Below are 22,318 nucleotides of genomic sequence, written 5' to 3'. Positions count from 1 at the left end.
CGTCAGCCCCGCGCGCGCAGCACGGTCAGCACGTCGCCCGCGATGTCGTGGGCGCCCAGCCGCAGCTCGTCGACGATCTCGTCGCGCGTGGCGTGCTGCAGGAACACCGCCGGGACACCGAAGGACTGCACGGCGGTCGCGAGGTTCGCCTCCCGGGCCCGCTGCCCCACCAGGGCACCGACGCCGCCGTCCACGAGCCCGTCCTCGAGCGTCACGACGTGGTCGTGCTCCCCCGCGAGCTTGACCAGCGCTGCCGGCACCGGCAGCGCCCAGCAGGGGTCGACGACCGTGACGGCCTGCCCGTGGGCGGCCAGCAGCTCGCCCACGGCGAGCGCCGTGCCGACCATCGCGCCGATCCCGACGACCAGCACACGCGCACCCTCGCCGTCGTGCCGCGCGAGCACGTCCACGCCGTCCACGTCCTCGAGCGCCTCGACCGGGTCGCGCATGGTCCCCTTGGGGTAGCGGACGACCGTCGGTGCGTCGTCGACGTCGACGGCCTGGCGCAGCGCGGCGCGCAGCCTCGGCTCGTCGCGAGGCGCAGCGAGGCGCAGCCCCGGCACGATGGAGAGCATGGCGAGGTCCCACATGCCGTTGTGGCTGGCCCCGTCGTCACCCGTGATCCCGGCGCGGTCCAGCACGAACGTGACGCCGGCGCGGTGCAGCGCGACGTCCATGAGAACCTGGTCGAACGCGCGGTTGAGGAACGTCGCGTACACCGCGACGACGGGGTGCAGCCCGGCGTACGCCATCCCGGCGGCCGACGTGGCGGCGTGCTGCTCGGCGATCCCGACGTCGAACACACGCTCGGGGAACTCCGCGGCGAACGGCGCGAGGCCCACCGGCTGCAGCATCGCCGCCGTGATCGCGACGACGTCCGGGCGTCGTCGCCCGATCCGCACGATCTCGTCGGCGAAGACGCTGGTCCAGCCGAAGCGCGACGGCGCGAGCGGCAGCCCGGTCTCGGGGTGGATCTTGCCGACGGCGTGGAACCGGTCTGCGACGTCCTGCTCGGCGGGCGTGTACCCGCGCCCCTTCTCCGTGATGACGTGCACGATGACCGGCCCGCCGAAGGCGCGCGCACGGCGCAGCGCGTGCTCGACCGCCTGCTCGTCGTGCCCGTCGACCGGGCCGACGTACTTCAGGCCCAGGTCCTCGAACATGCCCTGGGGCGCGACGACGTCCTTGATGCCCTTCTTCAGGCCGTGCAGCGCCTCGTACGCCAGGCGTCCCGGGGGGCCCGAACGGCGCAGGGTCGTCTTGCCCCACGTCAGGACGGACTCGTAGCCCTGCGTCGTGCGCAGCGTGTCGAGGTGGTGCGCGAGCCCGCCGATCGTGGGGGCGTACGAGCGTCCGTTGTCGTTCACGACGACGACGAGGCGGCGGTCACCGCCGGCGGCGATGTTGTTCAACGCCTCCCAGGCCATGCCGCCGGTGAGCGCGCCGTCACCGATGATCGCGACCGTGTGCCGGTCGGACTCACCGCGCAGCTGCCGCGCCTTCGCGATGCCGTCGGCCCACGAGAGCGCGGTCGACGCGTGCGAGTTCTCGACCACGTCGTGCTCGGACTCGGCGCGGCTCGGGTACCCCGACATGCCGCCGCGGCGCCGCAGGTCCGAGAAGTCCTGGCGTCCGGTGAGCATCTTGTGGACGTAGGCCTGGTGGCCGGTGTCGAAGACGATCGTGTCGCGCGGGGAGTCGAACACGCGGTGCAGCGCGATGGACAGCTCGACGACGCCGAGGTTGGGCCCGAGGTGCCCGCCCGTGCGCGAGACCTGGTCGACGAGGAACGCGCGGATCTCGCCGGCGAGCTCGTCGACCTGCTGGGTCGTCAACCGGCGCACGTCCTGCGGCGACGAGATGCGTCCGAGCACCCCCACGTGGGCCTCCTGTCGTGCCGGGTCCGTCCGGCCGTGTCCCGACGGCTGCCGGACCTCCCACTCTAGGACCAGGTCGAAGGTCCGTCCTGCGGCGCCTACGTGCCCCGTCTGCCGCGACGGCGTCGTCGCAGGACCACCAGGCCCCACACGACGAGCGCGAGGACCACCAGCACCAGGATCGGCAGGAAGACCGCCACGAGGCTCAGCCCGATCGCGGCGCCGTCCTCGAGGGTCGAGACCACGGGCCCGCCCAGACCACCGGTGCCGACGTTCACGACGGGACGCGCGGTCGCCTTGCCGGCGTGGACGACGCCTGCGACGACGATGCCGGCGAGGATCGGCAGCCACGGGTTGTCCTGCACCCAGGAGCTGCCCTCGAGGTCCTCGGCCGCAGAGGTGGCCGCGAACACGATGCCGCCCGTCGCCGGCCGGATGAACGTCTGCACGGCGTCGTTGACGGTGTCGACGGCGGGCACCTTGTCCAGGACGACGTCGGTGAGCAGCAGGAGCGTGCCGATGCCGATGGCCCACCAGCTCGTCATCCACTCCAGGCCGGAGGGCAGCACGACGAGGTCCGTGAACCGCGCGAGCAGCGCGACGAGCAGGAACGGGATGTAGGCGTTGAGGCCCGCCGCGGCCGACAGGCCGATCCCGGTGAGCGCGACCAGCATGTGCGGGACACTACCGGCCGACGCGCTGCCCGCGTCCGACCCGTCGCGATGAGCGCCGGATCGTTAGGATGACGCGGAAAGGGGTCACCCATGCGCTTCCTCGACGGCCACACGGCCGCGTCCGACCTGACGTACGGCGACGTGTTCCTCGTCCCGTCCCGCTCCGAGGTCGTCTCCCGCTTCGACGTCGACCTCGCGTCGGCCGACGGCACCGGCACGACGATCCCGGTGGTGGTCGCGAACATGACGGCCGTCGCGGGCCGACGCATGGCCGAGACAGTGGCGCGGCGCGGCGGCATCGCCGTGCTCCCGCAGGACACCCCCACGGAGGTCGTCCACAAGGTCGTCTCGTCGGTCAAGGAGCGGCACCCCGTGGTCGAGACGGCGACGGTCGTCGCGCGCCACGACACCGTGCACACCGCCCTGTCGCTCATCGCCAAGCGCTCCCACGGCGCGGCGGTCGTCGTCGACGACGGTCACCCGGTGGGCGTGGTCACCGAGGCCGACTGCCGCGGCGTCGACATGTTCACGCAGGTGGACCAGGTGATGACGCCCGACCCGACGACCGTCGACCTCGCGGTGATCGAGCAGGGCGGCGCGCACGGCCTGGAGGACGCGTTCGAGCAGCTGCACCGCTCGCGGCGCCGCTTCTCCCCCGTCGTGTCGCAGGGTCGGCTCGTCGGCGTGCTCACGCGCGTCGGTGCGCTGCGCTCGTCGATCTACACCCCGGCGCTCGACGTGCACGGCCGGCTGCGCATCGCGGCGGCGGTCGGCATCAACGGCGACGTGAAGTCCAAGGCGGCCGAGCTGCTGGAGTCGGGCGTCGACGTGCTCGTCGTCGACACCGCGCACGGCCACCAGCGCAAGATGCTCGACGCGCTGGCCGCGGTCCGCGCGCTCGACCCGCAGGTGCCGGTCGTCGCGGGCAACGTCGTGACCGCGCAGGGCGTGCGCGACCTGGTCGAGGCGGGCGCCGACATCGTCAAGGTCGGCGTCGGCCCGGGGGCCATGTGCACGACCCGCATGATGACCGCCGTGGGGCGCCCGCAGTTCTCCGCCGTGCTGGAGTGCGCCGCCGAGGCCCGCCGCCTGGGCAAGCACGTGTGGGCCGACGGTGGCGTGCGGCACCCGCGCGACGTCGCGCTCGCGCTGGCCGCCGGTGCGTCGCAGGTGATGGTCGGCTCCTGGTTCGCGGGGACGCACGAGTCGCCCGGCGACATGCGCACCGACGGCGAGGGCCGGCTGTACAAGGAGAGCTTCGGCATGGCCTCGGCGCGGGCGGTCGCGGCGCGCACCCAGGGTGGGTCCGCGTTCGAGCGCGCCCGCAAGGGCCTGTACGAGGAGGGCATCTCGCACTCGCGGATGTACCTGGACCCGCGGCGTCCCGGCGTCGAGGACCTGCTCGACCAGATCACGTCGGGCGTCCGCTCCGCCGCGACGTACGTGGGTGCGACGACGCTCGAGGAGCTCCACGAGCGTGCCGTCGTGGGCGTCCAGTCCGCCGCCGGGTACGACGAGGGTCGCCCCCTGCCCGACGGCTGGTGAGCCGCATGCGGCCGGTCCTGGTCCTCACGCACGCCCCCCACGAGGGTCCGGGCGCGATCGCGCGCGCCCTGGCGGACGTGCCCTACGGCGTGCGGACCGTCCTCGACATCCCCGAGCCCCGTCTCCCGGCGCTCGGGGACGTCTCCGGGGTCGTCGTCATGGGCGGCCCGATGGACGCGGACGACGTCGCCGGGCACCCCGGGCTCAGGGCCGAGCGCGGACTGCTCGCGGCGGCGGTCGACGCCGACGTGCCCGTGCTGGCCGTGTGCCTGGGCCACCAGCTCCTCGCGCTGGCCCTGGGGGCGCGTCTGCACCGCCGGTCGGCGCGTGAGGTCGGGTTCGGGCCCGTGCGCGTCGTCGCCGACGACCCGGTGCTGCGGCCCCTGGGGGCGACCGGCGCGTCGCCGACGGTGCTGCACTGGCACAGCGACGAGGTCGACCTGCCGGACGGCGCCACGCTGCTCGCGTCCACCGACACCACGGCCGTGCAGGCGTTCCGCGCGGGCAGCGCCGTCGGGCTCCAGTTCCACCCCGAGCTCGACGTCGCGATGCTCGACCTGTGGCTCGCGACGCCGGACATGGTCGGCGGGATGGACGACGAGGAGATCGACGAGATCCGGGCCGCCGGCGCGCGCCACCTGCCGGGGCTGCTGCCCGCCGCGCAGGCCTCGTTCGCGGCGTTCGCGGAGCAGGTCCGGGTCCGCGGGTGACCGCCGGGCCGCGGGACGCCCGCGCCGACCTCGTCCGCGTCGCCCGCGTCGGGGTCCCCTGGGCCGGCGTGCCCCTGCTCCCGTCGCCCGGCACGGCACCGGCGCGGCGGTCGGCGGTCCTCGTGCTGTTCGGGGTGCTCGACGCGGTCCCGGCGCACGGCGGGACGGCGCACGGCGGGACCGCGCACGTGCCGGCCGACCTCGACGTGCTGCTGCAGCGCCGCTCGGCCGGCCTCTCCCACCATCCCGGGCAGGTCGCGTTCCCCGGTGGCGGCATCGACCCGGGCGACGACGGGCCCGTGGGCGCGGCGCTGCGCGAGGCCGTCGAGGAGACCGGGCTCGACCCGAGCGGCGTCGACGTGCTCGGCACCCTGGCCGACGTGCCCCTGCCGGTGAGCGACAACCTCGTCACCCCGGTCCTGGCCTGGTGGACGCGCCCCTCGCGCGTCGCGGCGGTCGACCACCGCGAGGCGGTCGACGTGTTCCGTGCTCCCGTCGCGGACCTCGTGGACCCGGCGCGCCGCGGGGTCGTCGTGCACCCCGTGGGTCGTGGCCGCGTCCGGACGCCGGCGTTCGAGCTCGACGGTGGCGTCGTCGTCTGGGGCTTCACGGCGCTGGTGCTCGCCGGGGTGCTCGACGCGGCGGGCTGGTCGGTGCCGTGGGACCGGACCCGTATCGTCCTGCCGTGACCGCGCCCACCCCCTCCCACCCGAAGATCGAGATCGACGTCACCGCGGACCTGGCCCGTGCGCTCCTGGCCGACCAGCACCCCGACCTGGCCGACCTGCCCGTGCACGGCCGCACGTTCGGCTGGGACAACCTCACGTGGCGCCTCGGCGACGACCTCGCGCTGCGGTTCCCGGTGCGGGAGCTGTCGTCGACGCTCATCGAGCGGGAGCAGCGCTGGCTGCCCGTCCTGGCACCGCTGCTGCCGGTGGCGGTGCCGCGCCCGGTGCGGGACGGGCGTCCGGGGCTCGGCTACCCGTGGACGTGGAGCGTCGTGCCGTGGCTCGCCGGTGACGTCGTCGCCGCGACCCCGGTGGCGGACCGGACCGCCTGGGCGACGCAGCTCGCGGACGCGCTGGCGGCCCTGCACGTCCCGGCGCCGGTCGACGCGCCGACGAACCCCTACCGGGGCGTCCCGCTCGCGGACCGCCACGCGATCATCGCGGCGCGGTTGACCGACGACGTCCCGCACGTCGCCACGCTGCGCGACACGGTCGACGCAGGCCTGGCCGCGCCGCGCTGGGACCTTCCGCCCGTGTGGGTGCACGGCGACCCGCACCCCGGCAACCTCGTGAGCGCCGACGGCCTCCTGGCGGGCCTGCTCGACTTCGGCGACCTGTGCTCGGGCGACCCCGCGAGCGACCTCGCGACCGCGTGGATGACGTTCGACCCCGCCGGCCGCGCAGCGTTCGTCGCACGCACGCAGGAGCGGCGCGCCTGGGACGACGCGACGTGGGCGCGGGCCCGCGCATGGGCCGCCGCCTACGTGCCGGTCCTGCTCGCCCACCCCGAGGAGTACCCCCTGATGGCCGCCGTCGGGCAGCACACGGCCGCCCAGCTCGCCCTCGGCTGACGCTCGCCCTCGGCTGACGACGGCCCGGCGACCCGGTCACGGCCAGACGCGGTCGACCACCTGCGTGTACGACGTCCGCACCATCTCCTCCAGGACGTCGAGGTCGACGGCGTCGAGGCGCTTGAGGTACAGGCACGACGCGCTCGTGGTGTGCGGGCCGAGCCGTGCGAGCTGGTCGTCGAGCCCGTCGAAGCCGAGGGGGAAGTACACCGTGAGCTGGGCCTTGCGCGGTGAGAACCCGGCCGCGGCGGCGTCACCCTCCCGGCCGCTGGCGTAGCGGTAGTGGTAGCGCCCGAAGCCGACGATGCCCCCGCCCCAGACCCGGGCCGGCTGGCCCGTCGCGCGCTCGAGCAGCGGGACGAGCGTCTGCGCCTCGGCGCGTCGCCGCGGGTCGGCGACCTGCTCGACGAACGACGCGACGTCGAGCGCGCCCTCGCCCTGCGCGTGCACGGTCTGCTCCGGACCACGGCTCTCCATGACCCGAGGATGGCACGGACCACCGACACGGATCCACGACGCCGGTGAGGGCGACGTGAGGCCCTCAGCCGCGCTCGGTGAGGTCGACGGCGTTGAGCTGCGCCGTGACCGACAGCTCGGCGGCCTTGAAGGCGTGCTGCTGGGTCATGGCGTTCTCGGTGCGGTTCAGGCAGTCGAGGACCAGCTCGCCGAAGTACGGGTACCCCACCTCGCCCGTGACGTTGAAGTAGGTCTCCTGCTGGCCGTCGGCGAGGTAGAGGTGGCCGCCGGTGGAGTGCGGGGTGCCGAGCTGCATGTACTTGCGCTGCTCGATGAACCCCTCGGTACCCAGGATGATCGAGCGCCCGTCGCCCCAGGTCTGCAGGCCGGCGGGGGTGAACCAGTCGCAGCGGAAGTAGCCGGTGGCGCCGTTGTCCATGACCAGCATCGCATCGCCGAAGTCGTCGAGGCCCGGGTGCTCGGGGTGGTGGTAGTTCGCGACCTGTGACCGGACGACCTCGCCGTCCGACGCACCCGTGTAGTGCAGGATCTGCTCGATCTGGTGCGAGCCGATGTCGCACAGGATGCCCCCGTACCGCTCCTTGTCGAAGAACCAGTCCGGGCGTCCGGTGCCGAGCCGGTGCGGGCCCGTGCCCATGACCTGCAGGACGCGCCCGATCGCGCCCTGGGCGATCAGCTGCGACGCGAACACGGCCGTCTCCACGTGCAACCGCTCCGAGTAGTACACCGCGTACTTGCGCCCCGTCCGGGCGACGGCGTCCTTCGCGGCGGCGAGCTGCTCGAGCGTGGTCAGTGGCGCCTTGTCGGTGAAGTAGTCCTTGCCCGCCTCCATGACGCGGATGCCCAGGGCGCAGCGCTCGGAGGTCACGGCGGCGCCGGCGACGAGGTGCACGGCGGGATCGTCGAGCACCTCGGCCTCGCTGCGCGCGATCCTGACACCGGGGTGACGGGCCGCGAAGGCCTCGCTCTTGCGCTGGTCCGCGTCATAGACCCAGGCGAGCTCGGCGCCCGCACCGATCAGGCCGCCGACCTGGCCGTGGATGTGCCCGTGGTCGAGGCCGATCGCGGCGATGGTGAACTCCCCCGGTCCCACGACAGGCGCCGGAACGGGGTCGGGGGCATAGGTGGAACCGTCGTTCTTGCTCATCGGGCGCGCTCCTCGCACGTCAGGGTCTGCGGGGCGGCGCAGGCCGGGATGGGGTCAGCGCGGCGCTCGAGCTGCACCACCGGTGACGATGTCAGGTCAGGCGGACGGGCCGGGTGAGCCGCCGAGGGAGATCACACCCTCCTGCGACGCCACCGCGCCGGTCTTCTCGTGATAGCGCGGCGCCCGTGCCAGCAGCGCCGCGCCGGCGTACCACGGCGACGTGGGGTCGAGCGGCAGGTCCACGGGCCGGCGCTCGATCGCGGCCTGGTAGATGGCGGTGACCACCTCGACCGTCCGACGCCCGTCCTCACCCGTGATCGCCGGCGCGCGGCCAGCGACGAGGGCGGCCAGCACGTCACCGAGCTGGCCGGTGTGCCCCTCGTGGACGAGCGGCACGCGGTCGGCGGCAAGCCTCTCGATGCGGTCGACCAGCTCGGCGTTGCCGCCGCGTGCCGGGAAGCCGTTGGGCTGGGCGGACTCTGCCTGCACCGACCACGGCTGGGCGACCGCGGCATCGCGGCCCTGGACCGCGAAGGCCTGCTGCTCGCCGTGGTGGACGACGGACGCCGTCAGCGTCGCGATCGTCCGCTCCCACTCGAGCACCGCGACGGAGAGGTCCTCGACCTCGGAGTTGTCGTGCCACGCGTTCGTCATCACCGCCGTGACCCGCTCGGGCCGGCCGAGCATCCACAGCAGGAGGTCGACGTGGTGGATCGCGTGGTTGAGGGTGGGGCCGCCACCCTCGGACTGCCAGGTGCCCCGCCAGTCCAGGTCGTAGTAGGGCGTACCGCGCCACCACGCCGAGTCGACACGGGCGTGCGACACCGGCCCCAGCAGTCCCGAGTCGATCGTCTCCTTCACCGCGGCGAGGTCGTTGCGGAACCGGTTCTGCGCGACCACGCTGAGCATCTTCCCGGTCTGGTGCGCGGCCGCGATCATCGCGTCGCAGTCGGCGACCGAGGGTGCCATCGGCTTCTCGACGAGGACGTTCTTGCCCGAGCGCAGCAGGTCGACGGTGAGGTGGCGGTGCGTCGACGGCGGCGTGCAGACGCTCACCAGGTCGACGTCCTGACGTGCCAGGAGCTCGACGTAGGCGACCACGTCGGCCTCAGCGAGCCCGGACGCGGCCTTCGTCCCGTGCGCCCGGGACTCCACGACGTCGTGCAGCGCGACGACTCGGCACTCCTCGGGGAAGGCCGCGTAGGCCGCGAGGTGCGCGGCGGCGATGCCGCCGGTCCCGACGACGCCGATGTTGAGCATGGTCCGAGCTCCTTGCTGACGACGTGCGTGCAGTCGAGGCACACGGCGTGGCGTTCCGTCGCCGGGGCGCGCCTCCTGGGTGATACGTATCAGTGATACGTATCACGCTAGGATCCGGGTCGCGGGCACGTTCGTCAAACCGTGGCGCCGTCGCGTGTCCACGTGGCCGTCCCGGCCCGACACAGGAGCCCACCCGCAGCGGAGGACCGACATGCACGCACCGCGCGCCACCAGCCGCGACGTCGCGCGCCTGGCAGGTGTGGCGCAGTCGACCGTCTCCTACGCGCTCGCCGGCAAGGGGTCGATCTCCGCCGAGACGCGCGAGCGCGTCCAACGGGCCGCCGACCAGCTGCAGTACCAGCCGAACCTCGCCGCCCGCGCGATGCGCACCCGCCGCACCGGACGCGTGGCGGCGGTCATGGGCCTGCCGCTCTACGACCCCGCCGCCATGCTCGCGGGCGCCTCCGCCGCGGCACAGGCCGCGGGCTACCTCATGGACGTCCTCCACGTCGACGGCAGCATCGAGACCCGCAGCGAGCGCGTGCTCGAGCTCGCGCGATCCGGTCAGTTCGAGGGAGTCCTCTCGTTCACCCCGCTCCTGCCCGGGGTCGCGGAGCACGCGCCGACCGGTGCCCCCGTTGCGGTGTCCGAGACGTTCGACGACGAGATGCATGCTGCCGGGGAGCTCGTCGACGCCTCGCCGGTCGTGGCGTTCGTCGAGCACCTGGCCGCGCTCGGCCACGCGCGCTTCCTCCACGTCGCGGGACCCTCGCAGTACGCCTCCGCCGTGGCACGCCGCAGCGCGTACCTGGCGACCGTGGAGCGCCTCGGCCTGGAGTCGCTCGGCGTGGTCGAGGGCGACTGGTCCGGCCAGACGGGCCTCGTCGCGATCAGGTCGCTGCCCGACGACGCACCGCCGCTCGCCGTCGTCGCGAGCAACGACCTCGTCGCCGTCGGCGTGATGCGGGGTGCCGCGGAGCGCGGCTGGTCCGTCCCCGGGGACGTCAGCGTCACCGGGTGGGACAACGCCGACGTCGGGCCCTACCTGACACCGTCGCTCACCACCGTCGACACCGACCGCGCCGAGGCCGGACGGCGCGCGATGCGGCAGCTCGTCGGGGCCCTGAACGAGGAGGCGGTGTCCCAGGGCCTCCGCCCGCTCACCACCATCATCTGGCGGGAGTCCACCGCCCCACCCTCGGGCCGGACCGCTCGAGCGAGACCTGCCGTCGCCCTGTGACGACGTCCCGCTCCACGACGCCCGGACGTCGCGCTCGCGATCGTCACGCCGTGGCCTGCACCTGGGTCGGACGCAGCGCGCGGGCCTGCGCGACCGTGAGCAGGGCGACGACCGTCGCCTGCCCGGCGACGAACACGACACCGGCAGCGTTCAGGGCACCGGCCGCGCCCAGCGCGACGACGGCGCAGCCCAGCACCCACAGCGTGTTGACGGCGAGGACCACGACCACGTGCACCCGGTGTGCCGGGTCGTGGCGCAGCACGACGCCGAACCACAGCGCCCACCCCACGAGGAACGCGCCGAGGCCGCGCACGAGACCGACGGGGAGCCCGGTCAGGGCGGCGAGCGGGGTCGCGGCCAGCAGGAAGAGCGGGGCGCTGAGCACGGTGAGGGCGGCGTCGAGGAGCAGGGCGCGGCGCAGACGGGACACGGTGGGCCTTTCGTCGAGGGTGGGTGCCCCACGCTCGCGCGTGCGGGACGTGCGCGGCCATGACCCGTCGTGTCCTGGTCACCGCCCCGGCGGGTGCGTACCGTGCCCCCGTGACGTTCGGGACCACGCTGCGCGCGTGGCGCACGCGCCGCGCGCTGAGCCAGGAGCGCCTCGCCGCCGCCGCGGGCACCGTCGCGCGCCACGTGTCCCGCCTCGAGACCGGGCGCGCGCACCCGAGCGCCGCGATGGTCCGGGCGTTGGCGGGTGCGCTGGACGTCCCGCCGGGCGGTGTCGAGGACCTGCTGGCCGCCGCGGGTCACGCACCGCGCCCGGCCGCCACGCCGCCCTCCCCCGGGCCCGCGCTGCTCGCCGCCGTCGGTCGCGTGCTCGACGCGCACGAGCCGTATCCCGCGTTCGCGCTCGACCCCGGGTGGCACGTCGTCGCGCACAACGCCGCCGCCGGGCGGCTGCTCGCCTGCCTGGACCCCGACGCGCTCGTCGGGCGGCACGCGCTGCGCATGGCCCTGCACCCGGGCGGGCTCGTCGGCCTCGCGTCCGACGACGCGCCGTGGCGGGCCGCCCTGCTGGCCCGCGCGGCTGACCAGGCGGCCGCGGTGGCGTCGGACCGCCTGGCGCGGGAGCTCGCCGCGTGGGGTGGCCCCACCCACGCACGCGCCGACGTGGCGGTGCCCGTGCGGCTGCGTCTGCCGTCCGGTGACGTCACGCTGCTCGCGATGAGCACGCGCCTGGCGGTGCCGGACGAGCCGGCGGCGGCGGGCCTGACGATCGACACCTTCCTGCCCGCTGACGCCGCCTCCAAACGGCTGCTCGAGAGCGCCGCACCCGACCCCGGACGCGCGTGAGGGGCACTCCCGGTCGGGAGCGCCCCTCACGGGTGGGACCGGGTCAGGCGACCCCGGCCACCTGGCGCAGCACGTACTGCAGGATCCCGCCGTTGCGGTAGTAGTCCGCCTCGCCCGGGGTGTCGATCCGCAGCACGGCGTCGAACGTCACGGCCGTGCCGTCGGGCTTGGTGGCCGTGACGGCCAGCGTGCGCGGCGCCGGGCCGGTGTTGAGCGCGGTGACGCCGACGATGTCGAACGCCTCCGAGCCGTCCAGGCCGAGCGAGTCGGCGGACTCCCCGTCGGGGAACTGCAGCGGCAGCACGCCCATCCCGATGAGGTTGGAGCGGTGGATCCGCTCGAAGCTCTCGGTGATGACGGCGCGGACGCCCAGCAGGCTCGTGCCCTTGGCCGCCCAGTCGCGCGACGACCCCGAGCCGTACTCCTTGCCGCCGAGGATCACGAGCGGCACGCCCGCGGCCTGGTAGGCCTGCGACGCGTCGTAGATCGTCGTCTGCTCGGTGCCGCCGTCGAGCCAGTTGACGGTGAAGCCGCCCTCGACGCCCGGGACCAGCTGGTTGCGCAGCCGGATGTTGGCGAACGTGCCGCGGATCATGACCTCGTGGTTGCCGCGGCGCGAGCCGTAGGAGTTGAAGTCGCGACGCTCGACGCCGTGCTCCGCGAGGTACACGCCGGCGGGGCTGTCGCCCTTGATCGACCCGGCCGGGCTGATGTGGTCGGTCGTCACGGAGTCGCCGAGCTTGGCGAGCACGCGCGCACCGGCGATGTCCGTGACGGGCTCCGGCGTCGCGCCCATGCCGTCGAAGTACGGGGGCTTGCGCACGTACGTGGACTGGGGGTCCCAGTCGAAGACGTTGCCCTCGGGTGTCGGCAGCGCGCGCCAGCGCTCGTCGCCGGCGAACACGTCGGCGTAGTCGTCGGTGAACATCTGCCGGTCGATGGACCCGTCGATCGTGGCCTGGACCTCCTCGGGCGTCGGCCAGATGTCGCGCAGGAAGATCGGGTGCCCGTCCTGCGTCCGGCCCAGCGGGTCGGCCTCGAAGTCGAAGTCCATCGTGCCCGCGAGCGCGTACGCGATGACCAGCGGGGGCGACGCGAGGTAGTTCATCTTCACGTCGGGGTTGATCCGGCCCTCGAAGTTGCGGTTGCCGGACAGCACCGCGGCGACCGCCAGGTCGTGCTCCTGCACGGCCTCGGAGATCTTCTCGTCGAGCGGGCCCGAGTTGCCGATGCACGTCGCGCAGCCGTACCCGACCAGGTGGAAGCCGAGCTTCTCCAGGTACGGCCACATGCCGGCCTTCTCGTAGTAGTTCGTGACGACCTGCGACCCGGGGGCCATCGACGTCTTGACCCACGGCTTGGCCGTCAGCCCGTGCTCGACGGCGTGCTTCGCGAGCAGCGCGGCGGCCATCATCACCGACGGGTTGGACGTGTTGGTGCACGACGTGATCGAGGCGATCGCGACGGCGCCGTGGAACAGGTCGTACGAGCGGCCCTCGGTGTCCGTGACGGGGAACGTGCGCGTCGCGGTCGACGTGATCGCGGGCGAGTCCGACGCGGGGAACGACTCCCGCTCGGCCTCGTCGACACCGTTGAGGGTCTCCGGCGCGTAGGTGGGCAGGTCGCGCTGGAACTGCTCCTTCGCGCGCGACAGCTCGATGCGGTCCTGCGGACGCTTCGGACCGGCGATCGACGGGACGACGGTCGACAGGTCCAGCTCGAGGTACTCCGAGAACACGGGCTCGACGTACCCGTCACGCGACGGGTCGTGCCACAGGCCCTGCTCCTTGGCGTACGCCTCGACCAGCGCGAGCTGCTCCTCGGACCGGGCCGTCAGCCGCAGGTAGTCCATCGTGACGCCGTCGATCGGGAAGATGGCGGCGGTCGAGCCGAACTCGGGGCTCATGTTGCCGATGGTCGCGCGGTTGGCCAGCGGCACCGACGCGACGCCCTCGCCGTAGAACTCGACGAACTTGCCGACCACGCCGTGCAGGCGCAGCTGCTGCGTGATGGTCAGGACGACGTCGGTCGCCGTGACGCCGGGCGGGATGGTGCCGGTGAGCTTGAAGCCCACGACCCGCGGGATGAGCATCGAGACGGGCTGGCCGAGCATCGCGGCCTCGGCCTCGATGCCGCCGACGCCCCAGCCGAGCACGCCCAGGCCGTTGACCATCGTGGTGTGCGAGTCGGTGCCGACGCACGTGTCCGGGTACGCCTTGCCGTCGCGGACCATGACGACGCGCGCCAGGTACTCGATGTTGACCTGGTGGACGATGCCGGTGCCCGGGGGCACGACCTTGAAGTCGTCGAACGCGGTCTGACCCCACCGCAGGAACTGGTAGCGCTCGACGTTGCGCTCGTACTCGAGCTCGACGTTGCGCTCGAACGCGTCGCGGCGGCCGGCGACGTCGATCTGGACCGAGTGGTCGATCACGAGCTCGGCGGGGGCCAGCGGGTTGATGCGGGACGGGTCACCGCCGAGCTCCGCGACGGCCTCACGCATCGTGGCCAGGTCGACGACGCAGGGCACGCCGGTGAAGTCCTGCATGATGACGCGCGCAGGCGTGAACTGGATCTCGGTGTCGGGCTGCGCGTCCGGGTCCCACGCGGCGATCGCGCGCACGTGGTCGGCGGTGATGTTCGCGCCGTCCTCGGTCCGCAGCAGGTTCTCCGCGAGGATCTTCAGGCTGTACGGCAGGCGCTCCGTGCCGGGCACGGCGCCCAGCCGGTAGATCTCGTAGGACGCGTCACCGACCTCGAGCGTTCCCTTGGATCGGAAGCTGTCGACGCTGCTCACGAGTGCTCCTTCGCTGCGAGTGTCCCGGCGCTCGGGGGCCCGGCGGGGGCGGCCCTGCGGGGCGCGCGCTGCCACGGTGCGACGGCGACGACCGTCCGGACAGGCACCTGGACGAGTATCTTGATGTCGAGATACATGCTACCCCGGGAGCCCCCGTCGGCGCACGCACCGACGCGCGAGCGGACGAGGGGCGGACGGTTCGACCGCCCCTCGTCGCCCGACGGCGGACGCGTCAGCCCGCGTCGGCGTCCCGCCGCGCCTGGACCGCGTTGGCCGCCTTGCGCTCGGCCTCGACGGCGCGCTCGTGCGCGCGCGGGTCGTAGTCGGGGGTGCCCTGCTTGTGCAGCTCCTGGGTCGCGATCCGGCTGGCCTCGGAGAGCCGGGAGGCGGCTTCCTGGGACTCGGTCATGATGCGCTCCTGTCATCGCGTCCGCGGCGGGCCACGACGCCCGCCGGGGCCCGTCGTGCGGGCCCGGTCCCCACGCTAGGCCGGTACGCGATCCGTCGCGCGGCGGGCCGGTTCGGTCGTCCGGCGCCCCCTGCGGCGGCCCGGGTCCGACCCGGAGGACCTGCCGGCGCACTCACGACATCGGGTGCTGAAAGGTTACGCAGCCCCGTCGCCCTTCCGACGGCGACGGCTGCTCGCCTACGGTGCCAATCGCGGCGAAAGCGCTTCGACGAGCAGTGGACCCGCTCGACCACCTCGCGTCGCCGTGCGTCCCCCCGGGGTCGCGCCGGGCTCAACCGACCAGCAGAGAGAGTCGACGATGATCCTCCAGAAGCACAGGACGACACGCAGACCGCTGCGTGCCGTTGCCGCCCTCGCGGCCACCGCGACCGCGCTCGCCCTCGGCGCCGTGGGCCTGACGGCCCTGCCCGCCAGCGCCGCGAGCGTCGACACCAACGCCTGGTACGTGCTGGTCAACCGCCAGTCCGGCAAGGTCATGGACGTGCGGGACACGTCCACCGCCGACGGTGCCGTGATCCAGCAGTGGCCCCGCAACGACGGCGCGTGGCAGCAGTGGCAGTTCGTCGACTCCGGCTCGGGCTGGTACCGCGTCAAGTCCCGGCACTCGGGCAAGGTCCTCGACCTGTGGAACTGGTCCACCGCCGACCGCGGGGAGATCCGGCAGTACCAGGACTTCGGCGGCGCGAACCAGCAGTTCCGCCTCGCCGACTCCGAGGGCGGACGCGTCCGCCTGATCAGCCGCCACTCCGGCAAGGCCGTCACCGTGACCGACCGCTCCACCGCCGACGGCGCGACCGTCACCCAGCTCACCGACAACAACCAGTACAACCAGCAGTGGGAGCTCGTGGCGATCGGCTCCGGCGGCAACCCCACCACACCGCCGCCCACCAGCAACCCCACCACACCGCCGCCCGGCAACGGCGGGAGCACGAGCGTCCAGGGCTGGGCGACGCAGGGCGGCGGCACGACCGGCGGGGGCTCGTCCGGGGTCACCACGGTGACCTCCGCCTCCGCACTGACCTCGGCGATCTCGGGGAGCAACAAGGTCGTGCGCGTCCAGGGCACGATCTCCTGCTCCGGCATGCTGCGGGTCGGCTCGAACATCACGATCGAGGGCGCGTCCGGCGCGCGGCTCCAGGGCTGCGGGCTGAACATCCGTCAGGCCACCAACGTGATCGTCCGCAACCTGTCGTTCGACGGCTGGGGTGACGACGCCATCAACATCGAGGAGTCGACGCGCATCGTCGTCGACCACAACACCTTCTTCACCGGCTACGACGGCGCCGTCGACACCAAGCGGGCGTCCGACTACGTGACGATCTCCTGGAACCGCTTCCGGGGGAACGACAAGAACTCCCTCGTCGGCCACTCCGACGACAACGGCTCGCAGGACCGCGGCAAGCTGCGCGTCACGTACCACCACAACTGGTTCGACGGCACCAACCAGCGCAACCCGCGGGTCCGGTTCGGCAACCCGGTGCACGTGTTCAACAACCTCTACACGAACGTCGGCTCCTACGGGGTCGCGTCGACCATGGAGGCGGGCGTGCTCGTCGAGGGCAACTACTTCGAGAACACGTCCGACCCGTTCCACCTCGGTGAGGGGTCGTCCCCCGCCGGCACGCTGGTGGCGCGCAACAACCACTTCACCGGCTCGGGCTCGGGCCAGCAGGGCGGGTCGGTCAAGGCGATCCCCTACGCCTACAACCTGGACACCGCGTCGCAGGTGAAGTCGATCGTGCAGGGCGGCGCCGGGCAGCGCTGAGCAGCGCTGAGGCACCGCGACAGACCGGCGGCCGCGTCCCGACACCTCGGGACGCGGCCGCCGCACGTCAGCGGTCGAGCACCGCCACGGCCTCGAGGTGGTGCGTCATGGGGAACAGGTCGTACCCCGTCACGGTGACGTCGGACCAGCCCCGCTCGCCGAGCAGCGCGATGTCGCGCGCGAGCGCCGCGGGATCGCACGCGACGTACACGATGCGGCGCGGGCGCAGCGCGGCGACCGCGTCGACGACCTTGCGCCCGGCACCCGTGCGGGGCGGGTCCAGCACCACGACGTCCGCCGCGGCCACCGGCGCCACCGCTCCGCGCCGGCCCGTCAGGACGTCCACGACGTCGCCCGCGTGCAGCTCCACCTGCGGGCGGTCGTGCGCGTTGCGCCGCGCGTCACGGATCGCGCGCTCGTCACCCTCGACCGCGACGAGACGCCCGTCCGTCCCGACGGCGTCGGCCAGCGGGGAGGAGAAGAGCCCGGCGCCGGAGTACAGGTCGAGCACGGTCGCGCCCGCGACGTCGCCGACCGCCTCCAGGACGCGCGACGCGAGCAGACCGGGCGCCTCGCGGTGCACCTGCCAGAAACCCGCGGCCGCGACGCGGTAGACGTAGTCGGTCCCCGCCAGCCGGACGTGCTCGCGCACCGCCGCACGGGCGTTCGGCCGCGCGTCGCGACGGTTGCTGTGCAGGTCGAAGGGCGCACCGTCGAGCAGGACCAGAGGTGTGGAGCCGTCGGCGGGTGCGACGGCCTCGATCCGCGAGCCCGCCGGCCAGCGTCGGTCGAACAGGCCGAGGGCCGCGACGTCCTGCGTCGCCAGCGGCATGTCCGTCAGCGGCACGACGTCGTGCGACCGGTGCCCGCGCATGCCCGCGCGGCCCTCGGCGTCGACGTGCAGGTCGATGCGCGTGCGCCACGCCAGCCCCCCGCGTGCGTCGTCACCCGGTGCGGCGTGCACCGTCGGTGTCAGGTCGAGCCGCGCGAGCCGCTGCAGCTGCTCGGCCAGGACGGCCTCCTTCCACGCCCGCTGCGCAGGCAGCGCCACGTGCGCGAGCTCGCCCCCGCCCGCCCCGCCGGGTCCGGCCGCCGGCCACGCGGAGGGCACCCGGTCCGGGGACGCGTCGACCACCTCGACCGCGTCCGCACGCCAGAACTTCGCGTCGGGGCCGGCGTCCGTCAGCCGCGCGCGCACCCGCTCGCCCGGCAGCGTGTGCCGGACGAAGACGACGCGCCCCTCGTACCGCGCCACGCAGTGGCCGCCGTGGGCGACCGGACCGATCTCCAGGTCGACGGTCGTGCCGGTGCGCAGGGTCTCAGTAGCCACGCGGCACGGTACCCCGGACGGTGTCCTCGAGCCCCGTCTGGCCCTCGGTCGAGGCGAGCTGCCACGGCACCGACGCCACGACGACGCCGGGCGTGAACAGCAGGCGGCTCTTGAGGCGCAGCGCGCTCTGGTTGTGCAGCAGCTGCTCCCACCAGTGCCCCACGACGTACTCGGGGATGTACACGACGACGAGGTCGCGCGGGCTCTCGCGGCGGATCGAGCGCACGTACGTGAGCACCGGTCGCGTGATCTCCCGGAACGGGGAGTCCAGCACCTTCAGGGGGACCGGCAGGTCGGCTGCCTCCCACTGCGCGCGCAGCGCGACGACGTCGTCGTGGTCGACCCCGACCGTCACCGCCTCGATGACCTGGGGGCGTGAGGCGCGCGCGTACGCCAGCGCGCGCATCGTCGGGCGGTGCAGGTGCGAGACGAGGACCACCGCGTGCACCCGGCTGGGCAGGGCGCGCGCGGCCTGCATGTCGTCACCCAGGGCGAGCTCCGCCCGTACCCGCAGGTAGTGCCGGTGCACCCCCTGCATCACGCCGAAGACCGCGCCCATCGCGAGCAGCGCGAGCCACGCGCCGTGCGCGAACTTGGTGACCAGGACGATGACGAGCACCGTGCCGGTCATGGCCAGGCCGATCGCGTTGATCACCCGCGAGCGCCGCATGCGGGCCCGCGCACCGGGCTCGGGCTCGGTGCGCAGCCCGCGCGTCCAGTGCCGGACCATGCCGAGCTGGGAGAGCGTGAACGAGACGAAGACGCCCACGATGTACAGCTGGATGAGACGCGTGACCTCGGCGTCGTACGCCCAGATGAGGGCGATCGCCGCAGCCGCGAGGGTGATGATGCCGTTGGAGAAGGCGAGGCGGTCCCCGCGCGTGTGCAGCTGCCGGGGCAGATAGCCGTCGCGCGCCAGGATCGAGCCGAGCACCGGGAAGCCGTTGAACGCCGTGTTCGCCGCCAGCACGAGGATGAGCCCCGTGACCACGGACACGGCGATGAAGAGCACGTCGACGCCGGAGAACACCGAGGCCGCCAGCTGGCTGATCACGGGGTGCTGCTCGTAGCCCTCCCCCACCGGGACGCCGTCGCGCAGCAGCTGCGTCGCAGGGTCCTCGGCGAACTTCACGTTCGTCGCCCGGGCGAGCAGCAGGATCGCCATGATCATGGTGATCGAGATGCCGCCCAGCAGCGCCAGGGTCGTCGCGGCGTTGCGGGACTTGGGCTTGCGGAACGCGGGCACGCCGTTGCTGATGGCCTCGACGCCCGTCAGGGCGGCGCAGCCCGACGCGAACGCACGCAGGACGAGGAACCCGCCCGCCAGCCCCATCAGCCCCTGGTCGAAGCCGGGGTCGGCGGCGACGTCGAGCGCCGCGCTCTCGGCTGCGGGCAGCGTCCCGGTGAAGTAGCGCACCGCACCCACCACGGCCAGCGAGCCCATCGACGCCATGAACAGGTAGACCGGGATCGCGAACGCGCTGCCGGACTCCTTGACCCCCCGCAGGTTCGCGAGCGCCAGCAGCACGATCAGCCCGATCGCGAACGACGTCTCGTGGCCGCGCAGCGCCGGCACCGCCGTGGCCGCGTACTGCGCACCGGCCGAGATCGACACCGCGACGGTCAGCGTGTAGTCCACCAGCAGGGCGCTGGCGACGGTGACCCCCGCCTTCGGCCCCAGGTTCACCGAGGCGACCTCGTAGTCGCCGCCGCCCGACGGGTACGCGTGCACGTTCTGCCGGTACGACGCGACGACCGTGAGCAGCACGATCGCCACCGCGAGCCCGACCCACGGCGAGAAGGTCATGGCGGTCAGCCCGGCGAGCGAGAGCGTCAGCAGGATCTCGTCCGGGGCGTACGCGACCGACGACAGCGCGTCGGACGCGAACACGGGCAGGGCGACGCGCTTGGGGAGCAGGGTGTGGCCGAGCCGGTCGCTGCGGACCGGACGGCCGAGCACGAGCCGCTTGGCGGCGTCTGCGAGATCCGACACGATCAGCGATCGTATGCCTGCTCGGACGTCGCTGATACACCCCGGGCCGCGCGGTCCTGCCGACGGGGCGTCCGCGCGCTGTGCGGGACCGCCGTCGGGGTATAGCGTGACCGGCTGTGCACTTCGTCATCATGGGATGCGGACGCGTCGGGGCGACCCTGGCGCAGTCCCTGGAGTCCCGCGGTCACTCCGTCGCCGTGATCGACCAGTACCCGGACGCGTTCCGCCGGCTCGACGCCGGGTTCTCCGGCAACAAGGTCACCGGTCTCGGCTTCGACCGCGACACCCTGCGCACCGCGGGGATCGACGAGTCGTACGCGTTCGCGGCGGTGTCCGACGGCGACAACTCGAACATCCTCGCGGCGCGCGTCGTCCGTGAGACGTTCGGCGTCGAGAACGTCGTCGCGCGCATCTACGACCCGCACCGCGCCGAGATCTACCAGCGCCTCGGCATCCCCACCGTGGCGACGGTGCGGTGGACCGCGGACCAGGTGCTGCGTCGCATGCTCCCCATGGGCATGACCGACGAGCACCGCGACGCCTCGGGCAAGATCCAGCTCGCGCAGGTGGACGTGCACCCCGCGTGGGCGGGCAGGCCGCTGCACGCGCTCGAGGACGCGAGCGGCGCGCGTGTCGCCTACGTCACCCGCTACGGCGACGCGCTGCTGCCCACCGAGGGCGCGGTCCTGCAGGAGAACGACACCGTGCACCTGCTGCTGCGCGTCGACGACGCACCCGCGGTCGAACGCGTCCTGACGGCACCTCCGGCGGTGACCGCATGAGGGTCGTCATCGCCGGGGCCGGGTCGGTGGGCCGGTCCATCGCGCGCGAGCTCCTCGCGCACGACCACGAGGTCACCCTGATCGACCGGCAGCCGTCCGCGATGCGGGTCGCCCAGGTCGCCGACGCGGACTGGCTGCTCGCCGACGCGTGCGAGCTGCCCACGCTGCGCGAGGTGCGCGCCGACGAGTGCGACGTCATGGTCGCGGCGACGGGCGACGACAAGGCGAACCTCGTGGTCTCGCTGCTCGCCAAGACGGAGTTCGGCGTGCCGCGCACGGTCGCGCGCGTCAACAACCCGAAGAACGAGTGGATGTTCGACGCCGCGTGGGGTGTCGACGTCGCGGTCTCGACGCCCCGGATCATGACGGCGATGGTCGAGGAGGCCGTGGCCGTCGGGGACCTGGTGCGGATCTTCACGTTCCACCAGTCGAAGGCCGACATCCTCGAGCTCACCCTGCCGGAGCACTCGCCCCTCGCGGGCGTCCGGATCGGTCAGGTCGAGTGGCCCACCGACACGGTCCTCGCGTGCATCGTGCGCGACCGGCGCCCCATCCCGCCCAGCCCGGACGACACCCTCGAAGGACGCGACGAGCTGCTGTTCGTCACGGGGAGCGAGGTGGACCAGAAGGCTCTCGAGCGGCTCCTGACCCGCGGACCAGCATCCAGCTGAGCCACAGCGTGACGGCGGTCAGCGGCAGGCCCATCGCGAGCTTCGCCGTGCCGAGCCAGACGACCTCGTCGGACAGGAACAGCGGCAGCTGGACCAGCAGGCGCAGCCCGAACATCGCGACCCACGGCCAGGTCGCCAGCGAGTACCGGCGGCGCAGCGCGGGGTCGGCGCGCCACTCGACGGCCGCCGACCACGGTCCCCCGCCGAGCGGCCCGCGGCCGCTGAACATGCCGACGACGAGCCCGACGAGCGGCCAGCCGACGACCACGGAGACCAGCGTGCCGACCAGGTACGCCGCGTTGACGAGCAGCCCGTAGGCGAAGTAGTCGCTCGCGTCGCCCGTGCGCCACGCCCACAGCACGCCGATGCCGACGCCCAGGACACCGGAGAACGCCTGGGTGACCGGGGTGCGCTGCACGAGCCGGGCCACGACGGCCACGACGGCGGCCGCGGACGCCGCGATGAGCGCGGGCTGCAGCTGCTGGCCGGCCGCGATGTACACGACGACGAACAGCAGGCCGGGGGCGACCGCCTCGATGATGCCTCGCACGCCGCCGACCGCGTCGGCGGCGGAGAACTCGTCGGCGGTGATCGAGCGCAGGCCGCGCGCACCGCCCTCCTCGGGAGGGACGACGTCGTCGACGGCATCCAGCACGACCGGCTCGTCGTCGCCCGGTGCGGCGGACCGCTCGCCCGTCGACTCGCTCAT

The 22,318-nt window shown here is 73.5% G+C and carries 20 protein-coding genes; 9 read left to right on the top strand and 11 right to left on the bottom strand.

The window, feature by feature from the left end; all coding sequences use genetic code 11:
- Positions 1–2 precede the first annotated feature (2 nt).
- Both dxs and OKX07_RS09250 read right to left on the bottom strand, forming a co-directional pair.
- The gene (dxs, locus tag OKX07_RS09255) at positions 3–1,880 is read right to left on the bottom strand and encodes a 1-deoxy-D-xylulose-5-phosphate synthase (protein WP_265631568.1); all 1,878 of its coding nucleotides are present in this window, start codon (positions 1,878–1,880) and stop codon (positions 3–5) included.
- A 95-nt stretch (positions 1,881–1,975) separates the two neighbouring features.
- Positions 1,976–2,551, bottom strand: coding sequence for a DUF4126 domain-containing protein (locus OKX07_RS09250; protein ID WP_265631567.1), 576 nt, complete (start codon positions 2,549–2,551; stop codon positions 1,976–1,978).
- Positions 2,552–2,641: 90 nt separating this feature from the next.
- Here OKX07_RS09250 and OKX07_RS09245 point away from each other — a divergent pair, with 90 nt between their 5' ends.
- The 4 genes from OKX07_RS09245 to OKX07_RS09230 are packed head-to-tail and all read left to right on the top strand — an operon-like array spanning position 2,642 to position 6,385.
- Positions 2,642–4,096: a GuaB1 family IMP dehydrogenase-related protein gene (locus OKX07_RS09245; protein ID WP_265631566.1), complete on the top strand. Its 1,455-nt coding sequence runs from the start codon at positions 2,642–2,644 to the stop codon at positions 4,094–4,096.
- A gap of 5 nt (positions 4,097–4,101) precedes the next feature.
- Positions 4,102–4,806 carry a type 1 glutamine amidotransferase gene (locus OKX07_RS09240; protein WP_265631564.1) on the top strand — a complete coding sequence of 235 codons (705 nt, stop codon included), beginning with the start codon at positions 4,102–4,104 and terminating at the stop codon, positions 4,804–4,806.
- A complete protein-coding gene (locus tag OKX07_RS09235) occupies positions 4,803–5,495 on the top strand; it encodes an NUDIX hydrolase (RefSeq protein ID WP_265631563.1) in 693 nt (230 codons plus the stop codon). The genes OKX07_RS09240 and OKX07_RS09235 overlap by 4 nt, the downstream gene beginning before the upstream one ends.
- Positions 5,492–6,385 carry an aminoglycoside phosphotransferase family protein gene (locus OKX07_RS09230; RefSeq protein ID WP_265631561.1) on the top strand — a complete coding sequence of 298 codons (894 nt, stop codon included), beginning with the start codon at positions 5,492–5,494 and terminating at the stop codon, positions 6,383–6,385. The genes OKX07_RS09235 and OKX07_RS09230 overlap by 4 nt, the downstream gene beginning before the upstream one ends.
- A gap of 36 nt (positions 6,386–6,421) precedes the next feature.
- Here OKX07_RS09230 and OKX07_RS09225 read toward each other — a convergent pair whose 3' ends face one another.
- The 3 genes from OKX07_RS09225 to OKX07_RS09215 form a co-directional block, all read right to left on the bottom strand.
- The gene (locus OKX07_RS09225; protein WP_265631559.1) at positions 6,422–6,862 is read right to left on the bottom strand and encodes a DUF1801 domain-containing protein; all 441 of its coding nucleotides are present in this window, start codon (positions 6,860–6,862) and stop codon (positions 6,422–6,424) included.
- Between the two features lie 64 nt (positions 6,863–6,926).
- On the bottom strand, positions 6,927–8,009 hold the full coding sequence (locus OKX07_RS09220) for a Gfo/Idh/MocA family protein (protein ID WP_265631557.1): 1,083 nt from the start codon (positions 8,007–8,009) through the stop codon (positions 6,927–6,929).
- Positions 8,010–8,105: 96 nt separating this feature from the next.
- The gene (locus tag OKX07_RS09215; protein ID WP_265631556.1) at positions 8,106–9,269 is read right to left on the bottom strand and encodes a Gfo/Idh/MocA family protein; all 1,164 of its coding nucleotides are present in this window, start codon (positions 9,267–9,269) and stop codon (positions 8,106–8,108) included.
- Positions 9,270–9,480: 211 nt separating this feature from the next.
- On the opposite strand from OKX07_RS09215, the gene OKX07_RS09210 reads away from it, so the two are divergent.
- Positions 9,481–10,509: a LacI family DNA-binding transcriptional regulator gene (locus OKX07_RS09210; RefSeq protein ID WP_265631554.1), complete on the top strand. Its 1,029-nt coding sequence runs from the start codon at positions 9,481–9,483 to the stop codon at positions 10,507–10,509.
- 43 nt (positions 10,510–10,552) lie between these two features.
- Here the strand turns inward: OKX07_RS09210 and OKX07_RS09205 are convergent, their stop codons facing one another.
- Positions 10,553–10,939 (bottom strand): hypothetical protein, encoded by a 387-nt coding sequence (locus tag OKX07_RS09205; protein ID WP_265631553.1) that lies wholly within the window; start codon positions 10,937–10,939, stop codon positions 10,553–10,555.
- 110 nt (positions 10,940–11,049) lie between these two features.
- Here OKX07_RS09205 and OKX07_RS09200 point away from each other — a divergent pair, with 110 nt between their 5' ends.
- Positions 11,050–11,802 (top strand): helix-turn-helix domain-containing protein, encoded by a 753-nt coding sequence (locus tag OKX07_RS09200; protein WP_265631551.1) that lies wholly within the window; start codon positions 11,050–11,052, stop codon positions 11,800–11,802.
- A gap of 43 nt (positions 11,803–11,845) precedes the next feature.
- Here OKX07_RS09200 and acnA read toward each other — a convergent pair whose 3' ends face one another.
- On the bottom strand, positions 11,846–14,599 hold the full coding sequence (gene acnA / locus OKX07_RS09195) for an aconitate hydratase AcnA (protein ID WP_265631549.1): 2,754 nt from the start codon (positions 14,597–14,599) through the stop codon (positions 11,846–11,848).
- 232 nt (positions 14,600–14,831) lie between these two features.
- A complete protein-coding gene (locus OKX07_RS09190) occupies positions 14,832–15,008 on the bottom strand; it encodes a translation initiation factor 2 (RefSeq protein ID WP_265631547.1) in 177 nt (58 codons plus the stop codon).
- Between the two features lie 358 nt (positions 15,009–15,366).
- On the opposite strand from OKX07_RS09190, the gene OKX07_RS09185 reads away from it, so the two are divergent.
- A complete protein-coding gene (locus OKX07_RS09185) occupies positions 15,367–16,833 on the top strand; it encodes an RICIN domain-containing protein (protein ID WP_265631546.1) in 1,467 nt (488 codons plus the stop codon).
- 67 nt (positions 16,834–16,900) lie between these two features.
- Here the strand turns inward: OKX07_RS09185 and OKX07_RS09180 are convergent, their stop codons facing one another.
- Positions 16,901–18,163, bottom strand: coding sequence for a class I SAM-dependent RNA methyltransferase (locus OKX07_RS09180; protein WP_265631544.1), 1,263 nt, complete (start codon positions 18,161–18,163; stop codon positions 16,901–16,903).
- Positions 18,153–20,156, bottom strand: a complete 2,004-nt coding sequence (locus OKX07_RS09175) for an APC family permease (RefSeq protein WP_265631542.1) — start codon at positions 20,154–20,156, stop codon at positions 18,153–18,155. Before OKX07_RS09175 ends, OKX07_RS09180 begins: the two co-directional genes overlap by 11 nt.
- A gap of 131 nt (positions 20,157–20,287) precedes the next feature.
- Between OKX07_RS09175 and OKX07_RS09170 the strand changes: the two genes are divergently transcribed.
- On the top strand, positions 20,288–20,938 hold the full coding sequence (locus OKX07_RS09170) for a potassium channel family protein (RefSeq protein ID WP_265631541.1): 651 nt from the start codon (positions 20,288–20,290) through the stop codon (positions 20,936–20,938).
- Positions 20,935–21,609 carry a potassium channel family protein gene (locus tag OKX07_RS09165; protein ID WP_265631539.1) on the top strand — a complete coding sequence of 225 codons (675 nt, stop codon included), beginning with the start codon at positions 20,935–20,937 and terminating at the stop codon, positions 21,607–21,609. The genes OKX07_RS09170 and OKX07_RS09165 overlap by 4 nt, the downstream gene beginning before the upstream one ends.
- On the opposite strand, the gene OKX07_RS09160 is transcribed toward OKX07_RS09165, so the two are convergent.
- The gene (locus OKX07_RS09160; RefSeq protein WP_265631537.1) at positions 21,542–22,318 is read right to left on the bottom strand and encodes a DUF3159 domain-containing protein; all 777 of its coding nucleotides are present in this window, start codon (positions 22,316–22,318) and stop codon (positions 21,542–21,544) included. The genes OKX07_RS09165 and OKX07_RS09160 overlap by 68 nt on opposite strands.

Source organism: Cellulomonas sp. S1-8 (genome assembly GCF_026184235.1).
Taxonomy (GTDB): domain Bacteria; phylum Actinomycetota; class Actinomycetes; order Actinomycetales; family Cellulomonadaceae; genus Cellulomonas.
The sequence above is the reverse complement of the archived record's forward strand: the minus strand, read 5'-3'. Positions and strand labels throughout refer to the sequence as shown.

What these genes read in the sequence shown, in the direction of transcription:
- OKX07_RS09250 (WP_265631567.1), bottom strand. Translation starts at nt 2,551, where the DNA reads ATGCTGGTCGCGCTCACCGGGATCGGCCTGTCGGCCGCGGCGGGCCTC.
- OKX07_RS09165 (WP_265631539.1), top strand. Translation starts at nt 20,935, where the DNA reads ATGAGGGTCGTCATCGCCGGGGCCGGGTCGGTGGGCCGGTCCATCGCG.
- OKX07_RS09170 (WP_265631541.1), top strand. Translation starts at nt 20,288, where the DNA reads ATGGGATGCGGACGCGTCGGGGCGACCCTGGCGCAGTCCCTGGAGTCC.
- OKX07_RS09240 (WP_265631564.1), top strand. Translation starts at nt 4,102, where the DNA reads ATGCGGCCGGTCCTGGTCCTCACGCACGCCCCCCACGAGGGTCCGGGC.
- OKX07_RS09245 (WP_265631566.1), top strand. Translation starts at nt 2,642, where the DNA reads ATGCGCTTCCTCGACGGCCACACGGCCGCGTCCGACCTGACGTACGGC.
- OKX07_RS09225 (WP_265631559.1), bottom strand. Translation starts at nt 6,862, where the DNA reads ATGGAGAGCCGTGGTCCGGAGCAGACCGTGCACGCGCAGGGCGAGGGC.
- OKX07_RS09160 (WP_265631537.1), bottom strand. Translation starts at nt 22,318, where the DNA reads ATGAGCGAGTCGACGGGCGAGCGGTCCGCCGCACCGGGCGACGACGAG.
- OKX07_RS09220 (WP_265631557.1), bottom strand. Translation starts at nt 8,009, where the DNA reads ATGAGCAAGAACGACGGTTCCACCTATGCCCCCGACCCCGTTCCGGCG.
- OKX07_RS09210 (WP_265631554.1), top strand. Translation starts at nt 9,481, where the DNA reads ATGCACGCACCGCGCGCCACCAGCCGCGACGTCGCGCGCCTGGCAGGT.
- OKX07_RS09215 (WP_265631556.1), bottom strand. Translation starts at nt 9,269, where the DNA reads ATGCTCAACATCGGCGTCGTCGGGACCGGCGGCATCGCCGCCGCGCAC.
- OKX07_RS09185 (WP_265631546.1), top strand. Translation starts at nt 15,367, where the DNA reads ATGATCCTCCAGAAGCACAGGACGACACGCAGACCGCTGCGTGCCGTT.
- OKX07_RS09190 (WP_265631547.1), bottom strand. Translation starts at nt 15,008, where the DNA reads ATGACCGAGTCCCAGGAAGCCGCCTCCCGGCTCTCCGAGGCCAGCCGG.